8 protein-coding genes are annotated in these 9,030 nt (G+C 64.0%); 3 read left to right on the top strand and 5 right to left on the bottom strand.

Annotated elements, in window-relative coordinates; all coding sequences use genetic code 11:
• The 4 genes from VM054_00320 to VM054_00305 form a co-directional block, all read right to left on the bottom strand.
• The coding region (locus VM054_00320; GenBank protein ID HUT97501.1) for a hypothetical protein at nucleotides 1-738 on the bottom strand (738 nt) is incomplete at its 3' end.
• A 622-nt stretch (nucleotides 739-1,360) separates the two neighbouring features.
• Nucleotides 1,361-2,374 carry a patatin-like phospholipase family protein gene (locus tag VM054_00315; GenBank protein HUT97500.1) on the bottom strand — a complete coding sequence of 338 codons (1,014 nt, stop codon included), beginning with the start codon at nucleotides 2,372-2,374 and terminating at the stop codon, nucleotides 1,361-1,363.
• A gap of 735 nt (nucleotides 2,375-3,109) precedes the next feature.
• Entirely contained in the window at nucleotides 3,110-4,963 is a 1,854-nt protein-coding gene (locus tag VM054_00310) for a T9SS type A sorting domain-containing protein (protein ID HUT97499.1), read from the bottom strand.
• A 203-nt stretch (nucleotides 4,964-5,166) separates the two neighbouring features.
• Complete coding sequence (locus tag VM054_00305; GenBank protein HUT97498.1) at nucleotides 5,167-6,153, bottom strand: hypothetical protein; 987 nt, start codon at nucleotides 6,151-6,153, stop codon at nucleotides 5,167-5,169.
• Between the two features lie 152 nt (nucleotides 6,154-6,305).
• On the opposite strand from VM054_00305, the gene VM054_00300 reads away from it, so the two are divergent.
• Together VM054_00300 and VM054_00295 are read left to right on the top strand one after the other, a co-directional pair.
• Nucleotides 6,306-6,962: a TIGR00266 family protein gene (locus VM054_00300; GenBank protein HUT97497.1), complete on the top strand. Its 657-nt coding sequence runs from the start codon at nucleotides 6,306-6,308 to the stop codon at nucleotides 6,960-6,962.
• A gap of 187 nt (nucleotides 6,963-7,149) precedes the next feature.
• Nucleotides 7,150-7,437, top strand: coding sequence for a hypothetical protein (locus VM054_00295; protein ID HUT97496.1), 288 nt, complete (start codon nucleotides 7,150-7,152; stop codon nucleotides 7,435-7,437).
• Between the two features lie 70 nt (nucleotides 7,438-7,507).
• On the opposite strand, the gene VM054_00290 is transcribed toward VM054_00295, so the two are convergent.
• On the bottom strand, nucleotides 7,508-8,218 hold the full coding sequence (locus tag VM054_00290) for a hypothetical protein (GenBank protein HUT97495.1): 711 nt from the start codon (nucleotides 8,216-8,218) through the stop codon (nucleotides 7,508-7,510).
• Between the two features lie 70 nt (nucleotides 8,219-8,288).
• On the opposite strand from VM054_00290, the gene VM054_00285 reads away from it, so the two are divergent.
• Nucleotides 8,289-8,744, top strand: a complete 456-nt coding sequence (locus tag VM054_00285) for a hypothetical protein (protein ID HUT97494.1) — start codon at nucleotides 8,289-8,291, stop codon at nucleotides 8,742-8,744.
• Nucleotides 8,745-9,030: the final 286 nt, after the last annotated feature.

The following is a 9,030-nucleotide window of genomic DNA, read 5'->3' as shown; positions in this document are numbered from 1 at the left end:
GCCGCCCAGGGCGCTCCAGGTGTACGTGCCGTGGTACCAGGCGTGGGAGTCGTCGCCCGGTTCGTTGTCCACCTCGTCGTCGTCGTTGACGAAGTCCCACGCGTCCTTCAGGTCCAGCTCCGTGAAGGCCTCGTGGTCGGTGCGGAAGCCGGTGTCCAGCATCAGCACCGTCACACCCGCCCCGGAGTATCCCTCGTCGTGGAGCCGGTCCACCTGAATCTGGGTTATCTGGGTCTCCGAGGGGCCGTAATCCATGGCCGTCGGGTCGTAATCCGCGCTTCCCCCGGGAAAGGCGTCGGTCAGAACGCTGGTCGCCGTGGGCTGGAGCCGGACCACGAAGGGGAGCCGGGCGACGGCGCGAATCTGGGCCGGCGTGGCGTCGAACGAGACCGCGTTGGCGATGGAGCTGGCGCCGATGCGGCGGGTGACGAGCGACGTGACCGCCTCGTCGTAGGGCCGGTACACGGGCAGGTCGCGCTCGTCGGCCAGGGAGCCCGGGGGGCGGTTGAGGGCGCGGCGGGCGTACTGCTCGGGGTTCATCGCGGCTACAAAGGCGTCCAGGGACGCCTCCATCTCCGCCGGTCCGGCGTACCCTTTGTCGGAGAAGAAGGCCCAGACGCCGAGGAGCTCGTCGTCCCCGGCGCGCGCCATCTGACGCTCCAGAATCGGGGAAATCTCGGCCGCCGCCAGGGCGGGCAAAGTCGCCGCGAGGACGAGAAGGAGGGTCAGGCGCTTCATAACCGCACCCCTTTAAACGTCGTGCTCCAAGCCCACTATAGCACGGGGGGACCGGCCGTACAAGGAAGAAAGCCGATTGGCGGGGGGACATCCTCCCTATATTATTCTACCAGCAAGAAACGGGCCGTTTACGGAGCCGCACCCTGCGACAGCCGGTTACGTTTTTCACGGGGGCGGGTCTCCTAACCCGCCTGCCCCTCACCCCAACCCTCCCCCCAGAGGGGGGAGGGGGAAATGTAGGGTGGAGATTTTAATCCCCGCCGTTTTATGCAACCCTCACCCCGGCTGCGATGACGTAGGGCGGCCCCTCCGCGGGCCGCCGCGAATTGCGATGACGTAGGGGCCGACCTTCAGGTCGGCCCGTTTTTATTCTAAGGCAGCCCTCACCCTCATTCCCTCTCCCACGGGGAGAGGGAGGCCGCGGGCCGCCGTGTTTTCGACGTTCCCGGTCCCGACCCTCACCCTAACCCGTAGGCGAGCCTCTCCCTGGAAGGGAGAGGGGACCATCGCAACCTTCACCCCGGTTGCGATGACGTAGGGCGGGGATTTTAGTCCCCGCCGCATTCACATTCCATACCACGACCCTAATCCCGACCCGCAGGTCTCCCCGAGGGAAGGGGTATCACTCGCCCTCGTCCCTCTCGAAGAGCGTGGACGGGCACCAGCGCGGGACCCAGACGTCGGGGTCCGCCTTGTGGATGTCGGCGTCCAGGCACTCGTCGGAAAGTCGGACCGCCATCTGCCGCCGGACCTCGGAGAAAATCTCGTCCGCCTGCTCCACGGCCAGGGTGTCCACATCGTGGATGCACGGTGAGTAAACGATGACGTCGGTGCCGGGTTGGTGGCGCACCGCGGTCAGGTGGGCCAGGAACACCTGGTACTGCAACACCTCCTTGAAAAAGAAGATGCGGCTCATCAGCCCGCGGATGGGTCGGGTCTGCCCGTGGTAGCCGAAGAAGGCGGCCAGGATGAGGAGCTTTTTTTTAGTGCTCCCCGAGGCGCGGAAGTCGGCGGTGACGCTGGGGAGCGGCGTTTTTTCCAGAAGTGTCGGGTCCACGAACCTCTCCCCCTCGAACCACCCGGGCCGCATCACCCCCTGCATGGCGATGGAGCTTCGAATCGCGTCGAGGAGGGACCCCCGCTTGACCACCTTTATCCGCGCCGAGCCGTCGTCGTGGGCCAGGAGTATCCTCAAGCGGACCGGGCAGTCCTCCACCAGCTCGACGCGCAGGAGACCCCTCACCCGGCCGATGAGCGCCCGGCCGTTCACGAGACCGTCGGCCAGGTCCAGGTCCCACCTCCGGGTGAAGAGCCCCTTGAGGATGTGCCCCCAGGCCACGTCCACCAGGTCGCGGCGTCGCAACCGCCGCAGGAGCGCCATCACCTCCGCCACGGGCGTCCCCGAGCACCAGAGCCCCGCGGCGAGCGCCCCCGAGGAGGCTCCCCACACCTCGTCCACGTGACCCCGCAGGCCCAGGTCGTCCAGCGTCTGCAGAATCGAGAGGCTGGAGGCCAGCGCCAGCGTCGCCCCCGATCCCAGCGAAACGGCGAAATGCGTGTCCGGGTCCTTCACGCGTGCGATGAAGCGGCTGAGATTTCCCGGGTCCAGCGCCAAAGGTTTTTCGGGATAGGTCACGGCGGCGTCCGGGTGAAAAGGGCGACGGTTATTATACCAGATTGGGCCTCACCCGCTTTTGCGTTCGTGGAGTGCCTCGGCCGTCGGGGCGGCGGGGCCGACCACCGGGCGCCGCTCGCGGGGTTTTTTTAAGTAAATCGGGTCACGCGATCCGATGTTTCCCGAGCGGCGGAAAAAAATTCCTCGGTCGCGCGGGCGGTCGGCGGGGGGCCATTCGGCTTGTGAAAGGTATACCCTTGTTTTACGCCTATACCCCCCGGCTGGAGGTCTTCCGCGGTCTCGAAAAAAATCGGAACGTTGAAGGGTAAATCTATGTAACTAGTTGAAATATATAATCTTGGTTGAATAATTTTTTTCTTGAATTTTTTGCGAAACCGTCTATACTTTAGCCATAAAGTATTCGTTCCCATCACCACCCACAATCGAAGGGAGGTGCTTGATGCCCGGCAAGAAAAAGACCACAAAGAAGCCGAAGGCTTAACGCCGGTCTCTGAGAACTAGAGTGCAAACGGGGGAGGATCGTAAAGGTCATCCCCTGTTCAATTATTCCGACCTATACCCGACTGATTCCGAATCACGCCGACCGGTGAGACGGGCGTTGCCCGGTTAGAAAAAAAGAGCCGCCGACCGGGAAACCGAAGACCCGGCGCCGGTCTTTTTAAACCGGAGGGCGGACGGGGGGATGACCGGAAAGTCATCCCCCATTTTAATATGCACCCATATACCCGGACGATTCTATCGAGTGACGACCAGGCGTTCGGTCGAGTTACCCCCCGTCGTCTCCAGCCGGCAGAGGTATACGCCAGGTTTCACGTCGGCGCAATCCCAGACCGCCTCGTGCCTGCCGGCGGCGACCTCCCCCTCCACCAGCGTCGCCACGCGCCGACCGGCGAGATCGAAGACCGCCAGCTCCACCCGGCCGTCTTCGGGCAGGTCGCAGCGAATCGTGACGGTATCAGTCGCAGGATTGGGGAAGGCGGCAAGCGTCAGCTCGATGTCCGGTAGGGAAATCTTCACCGCCTCCGTCGGTCCGAACCGCGTCACCGTCCCGTCGGCCTCCGTGACCTCCAGCCGGTAAATATACTCGACGCCCGGTGTAACCTTCCGATCCAGGTAGCGGGAGGCGGAACCGGGCAGCGGTCCGCCGGGAAGCGCGACCGGTTCACCACCGTCATCGCTCCGCCATATTTCCATCCCGACGGGCTCGCCCCCCTCGAAGCGCCAGTTGACTAACACGCCCGCGTCGGTCGGCTTCGCGCCCATGTCAACGATATCCACCCCGCCGCCCAGCTCCACGTCGAAGAACCAATCCATCTCCTCGGCCCATTGCTCGTCCTCCGACTCGTCCACCGATTTCACCCGCCACCAGATGCGGTCGCCGTCCTCCAGGCCCTCCAGCAGATACTCCGATTCCTCAATCCCGGTGATCTCCTCGTAATCGTTGAAATCCGGGTTCCGCGCCCACAGGAGCGTGTAGCTGTCCAGGTCGGGAATCTCATGGTCCTGCCAGTTCAGCGTCAGGGAAGGGCCTTCCACCAACTCGTCCCTCTCGGGCCATACCAGGTGGAAGAATTCGTTGACCGGCCTGGCGTACATGACGGCGCCGAGGGTGTCGTTGTTGTACGAGATGTGCGGCCTGTCGTAGGAGTCCAGCGTCAGCGAAGCGTAAAGTTTCACGCCGCCCACCGAATCCACCACCTCGCGGTGCCACTCTCCCCCGGCGTAGTACGTGTAGACTAGGTCGTCTTCGGTGGCGTCGTAGTAGGCGATGTGCGGCAGGTCGTCCGAATCGAGTGCAAGTGAGTTGTAATTCCCGACGTCGCCCTCCGTGTCCAGGATTTCGACGTGCCAGGCGGAACCGTCGTGATAGGCGTAGCGGAGGTCGTCGGCGTCGGAGTCGTAGTAGGAGATATGGGGGTGGTTCAGGGAGTCGTAGGCCAGCGATGCCATTTTCGACGACACATCCGCGTCCACCGTCTCCTCGGTCCACCCGCCGCTTTCCCGGACGGCGAGCGTGAGCTCGTCGTTCGTCCAGCAGGTCGCGACCGTGGGCCGGCCGGCCCCGTCGAAAGCGATGTCCCCGAATCCCGGCGCCCTTTCGAGGTACCATAATTCGCCGTCCCAGTACGCGTAACAATAAGGCATGTACCCCAGGGATACGTGGGGGGTTCGGTCCGCGGCCAGGTCGAGGGATATGTACTGGGCGGCGAAACTCGTCTCGAATATTGGACAAAAATGTTGGCCGTTCTCATCGAAATACGTGTAATAATACGACGTCAGACTGTCCGCTACACGGAACGTACAATACGCGATATGGGGGTATTCGTCGTCGTCCAGTACCAGGTCGAGCAGCCCGGTCAAGCTACTGGAATGGTATATCGTTACGTAGGACCAGTCGGCCCCGTCCCAGCAGGCGTACTTGAGGTCGCTGGAGGCGATGTAGACGATTCGCGGATGTCCGAGCCCGTCCAGGACGAGGCAGGTGTCGTTGCTGGTGTCCAGAGTGTCGAGGGCCTCTTTGTGCCACTCCTCGGCGGCCAGGGGGGCCGTCAGGGCGAGGGCGGCGAGAATGACCAGGATTTTATTCATCACTCCACCTCCTACACTGAGTATAAATTACTCCACCCGCAAGCCCCTGTCAAGCCCCACTCGTGAAAAAGGGCGGCCCACCGACCGCCCCGCCCGGGATTTCCTGATAGCTATCGAACTACGACCAAACGATCCTTCTAATTAAACAATAGTAAAATACAAACCTAAAAAGGTATATTTCATCAGCGTGATTCCGGGTGACCTCAGCGTTCGTACTCGGTCAACCGCTCCAACAACCCCAGGTCCTCGGCGTCGTACAGGAGCGGGCGGCGGTTCAGCTCGGCGGCGTAGTTCTCCCGAAAACGTCCGACCCACGGGGTGAGCTCCTCCGCGCTCCAGCCCAGCCGCGTGCCGTAGAAATAGACCATGAGCGCCGCGTCGGCCCGATCAATCGCGTCCGAGACGTTGTTGGCGAAAAACTCCCAGGCGCCCCGGGCGGTGACGGCGTCCTCGGCGTCGTCAATCCCCCCGCCGCCCGCGAAGTCCCCCGCGGCCACCCGCCGCCGGGTCTCCGGCGCGTCGCACAAAAGAAGCTGCCGCACCACGAAGTCGTGCATCCCCGACTCGGCCAGGTTGGGCATGAGCATGGCCTCCTCGAAGCGCCCCCCGGCCCCCTCGTGGTCGCCCCCCAGTCGGGTCAGCTCCGCCGCCAGGTACACCCGTTCCACGAGCTGCTCCGGCAGCACCTCGCCGGCCTCGAGCGCGGAGTCCAACAGCCCGACGATGGACGCGGTGTAATCGGTGCGGTAGTCCGCCGGGAGGTTCTCCGGCCGCAGGCACCACCAGCCGATTAAAAGCGTATCCGCCAGCTCGACCCGCGTGGCGCCCCGGAATTTCTCCAGCAGGTACAGGTTGCGGTACTGCTCCCAGAGCGGCTGCTCCCCGCCGCGGTCGGATAGATTTTCCCGCACGAAGGCGGCCTCGTCCTCGGGGAGCTCCTCGCCGAAGCGGCCCACCCAGTCCGCGTACCCACACCCCGGCGAGTACGCCAGCCAGTACCACCACGGCTGGTTACCGACGGCGTGCTGGGCGAAGTCGGTACCCACCCCGCCGAAGTTGTTCGTGCTGGCCAGGACGCCGACCTCGACCTCCTCGCCGCACACGGGGCAGATGCGCGTTTCCGTTTCCAGGGTGGTGGCCCCGGCGGAAAGGCAGAGAACCAAAGCCAGCAGGAGTATCCGGCGGGTCATGCTCACCTTCCTCGGTTGTCCTTTTTTAAGAGTATAGCACGATCGGCGCCCGGAGACGCGGGCCTTAATTTTCGCCTTGGCCCCGACCCGCCGGTTGTTTTATACTGCGTGTACCTAATGCGAAATTCCCCAACATATCCCGAAGGAGAACCATGAAACATGAACTTTTATACCGACCCAACTTCACCCTGGCCAAGGTGATGCTGGACCCCGGCGAGAGCGTGACCGCCGAGGCGGGCGCCATGGTGAGCATGTCCGCAGACATGGAGATGAAGACCAAGGCCCGCGGCGGCATCGGCAAGGCCCTCCTGCGCTCCATGGTCGGCGGCGAGAGCTTCTTCCAGAACACCTACACCGGCGGACCCTCCGGCGGCGAGGTCACCTTCGCCCCCGGTTACCCCGGCGACGTCGTTCAGCTCCAGCTAGCCGGCAACGCCGTCCTGGTCCAGTCCGGCTCCTACATCTTCGACACCGGCGACATCCAGATTGACACGAAGTTCGGCGGCGGCAAGATGTTCTTCTCCGGCGAGCGCCTCTTCCTGTTGAAAATCTCCGGCCAGGGCGACGTCTTCCTCTCCGCCTACGGCGCCATCCACATGGTCGAGCTCGGCGCCGGCGAGGAGTACGTCGTGGACACCGGCCACATCGTCGCCTTCGACGAGAGTGCCACCTTCAAGGTCACCAAGGCCGGCGGGATGAAGTCCCTCTTCTTCTCCGGCGAGGGGTTCGTGTGCCGCTTCAGCGGCCCGGGCCGGGTGTGGATGCAGACCCGCAACCCCATGATGTTCTACATGATGGGCTCGAAGTAGGGCCGACCCGCGCCTCAAGAATTCCACCCGTATGGGCGACCGTCCACGGTCGCCCGTTACCGCTGTTGCCGAACGTAGGGGCCGACCGACGGCGCGCCGTTCAGGTCGGCCCGCGGGCGGAAAATAAGCTGGGAAAATGAGAAGGATGAGGATATACTGGGTGTGCTCAATTTTTTAGGAGGAATGGATGAGCCGTTTCCTGCCCGTGCTGCTGATGCTGGCCCTGTTCATCCCGGCGCTGGCCGATGACGACGACGAGGGCTCCGGCGACTTCTACCTGGATACCTACACCGACGACAGCGGAACCGTCTGGGTGGAGTACTCGGGCGAGGGGGCGGAGGAGGCCGAAGAGAGCCTGTATAACATTCCGGAGGTGCCGGACCCGACCCCCGTGGACGACACGGCCTACGACGAGGACGGCAACGCCTACTACTACGACGAGGCGACCGGCGAGTGGGTGCCGGTGGGCGATTAGCGGTCGATAATAAAAAAAGCCGCCCCGCATTCGACGCGGGGCGGTTTTTATTACGCCAGGCCGCCGGCGGCTAAAGTTTCTCGACCACAGCCTCCACCACGTGCGTCCAGTCGTTCTGCGCGTCCATCCACACCGGCCCCTGCGGCGAATCCGACGAGTACCAGCAGGAGTAGGATCCCGGCACCACCGAGAACGACAGCCCGTTGGCGAGCTCGGTGTTCGAGCTCCAGCCGGGGTGGAAGACCTCGCCCTCGTCCAGGTCCACGCGCCAGTCCGAGACGTCGACTTCTATCCACCCGGCGGCGGCCCAGCTCACGTCCAGGCTGTCGGTGAAGCGCGGCTCGCCCGCGGGGCGGTGCGTCCCGTCCTGGCCCGAGTCGGCGTAGAGCATCAGATCGAGCGTCGGACCCGTGTGTTGCTCCTGGACTGAGGCCATCGCCGGGTATCCCGACCAGTAGATGCGGTAGGCGACCAGGCGGCAGCGGAAGGGCGCGGTGAACGTGGTCGCCAGGGGGTAGTAGTCGTACCATGAGTGGTCGTCGGCCCAGGTCGGCCCCCAGGATAGAATCCAGCGGCCCTGGGTGTCCTCGTAAGCGAGCTGCCCGGCCTGCTCGTCGGCGGTCTGACCGGCGGCGATGTCGGCGGCCGCCTCGGCTGCCATCGAGGGCGTCCTGTCCGCCTCGGCCCGGAGCTCCTCGTCGGCGGTGGAGGGCGTCGGGGCGGGCGTCTGCGCCGCCACCACGGCGGCAATCATCATCGCCGTAAAAGTCGTAACTTGCATTTTTTACCTCCAATTCGTTACTATTATACTTGAAGTGCGTGTTTTTCTTTTAAAAATGGGAGGAAAGACGATGCGGATTCTCACGGTTGCGTTGATTCTGGTGCTGGCGCTCGCGGCGTCGGCGCAGGTGCGCGACTTCGGCCTCGGGCTCATCATTGGCGAGCCGACGGGCCTTTCCGCCAAGTGGAACTTCTCGCCCCCGTCCGCCATAGACTTCCACCTGGCCTGGTCCATCCTTGGGGGGGGCATCGCCGGGGGGGCGGACTATCTCTTCCACTTCGGTTGGCTGGAATCTCCCTGGCGGCCGTACCTGGGAGTCGGCGGGCGGGTGGCCATCCACGAGGCCAAGAAGGACGAGACGGGCGAGAGCGAGATGCACGTCTCCGGCCGAGGATTGATCGGTATTGAGTACCTCTTCCTGGAGGGGCACCTGGGGGTGTCGGCGGAAATCGGGCTGGGGCTGGACTTCATCCCGGCGGTGGGCTTCGACGTCTCCGGCGGCCTGGCGCTGCGGTACTATTTCTAAGGGCCACCAGGGTGAGGATTGCCTGAAAAAGCGGCGGGGATTGAAGTCCCCGCCCTACATTTAGAACCGCGCAATTCCCCGTAGGGGCGACCGGTAGGACGAGTCCTCCACGGTCGCCCGTTTATATTGCTGCCGGACGTAGGGGCCGACCGACGGCGCGCCGTTTAGGTCGGCCCACGGGCGGGTCTAAAGACACGCCCCTACGTCATCGCAAAGACGGGGGAGGCGATGCAGCGGCCCCCTCTCCCTTTTAGGGAGAGGGTTGGGGTGAGGGGCGGGCCGACCT

It is taken from the genome of bacterium, assembly GCA_035528375.1.
Taxonomy (GTDB): domain Bacteria; phylum RBG-13-66-14; class RBG-13-66-14; order RBG-13-66-14; family RBG-13-66-14; genus RBG-13-66-14.
The sequence above is the reverse complement of the archived record's forward strand: the minus strand, read 5'-3'. Positions and strand labels throughout refer to the sequence as shown.

Excerpts from the sequence above, each read along its gene's own strand:
- VM054_00310 (HUT97499.1), bottom strand. The coding sequence starts at position 4,963 with ATGAATAAAATCCTGGTCATTCTCGCCGCCCTCGCCCTGACGGCCCCC.
- VM054_00305 (HUT97498.1), bottom strand. The coding sequence starts at position 6,153 with ATGACCCGCCGGATACTCCTGCTGGCTTTGGTTCTCTGCCTTTCCGCC.
- VM054_00300 (HUT97497.1), top strand. The coding sequence starts at position 6,306 with ATGAAACATGAACTTTTATACCGACCCAACTTCACCCTGGCCAAGGTG.
- VM054_00295 (HUT97496.1), top strand. The coding sequence starts at position 7,150 with ATGAGCCGTTTCCTGCCCGTGCTGCTGATGCTGGCCCTGTTCATCCCG.
- VM054_00290 (HUT97495.1), bottom strand. The coding sequence starts at position 8,218 with ATGCAAGTTACGACTTTTACGGCGATGATGATTGCCGCCGTGGTGGCG.
- VM054_00285 (HUT97494.1), top strand. The coding sequence starts at position 8,289 with ATGCGGATTCTCACGGTTGCGTTGATTCTGGTGCTGGCGCTCGCGGCG.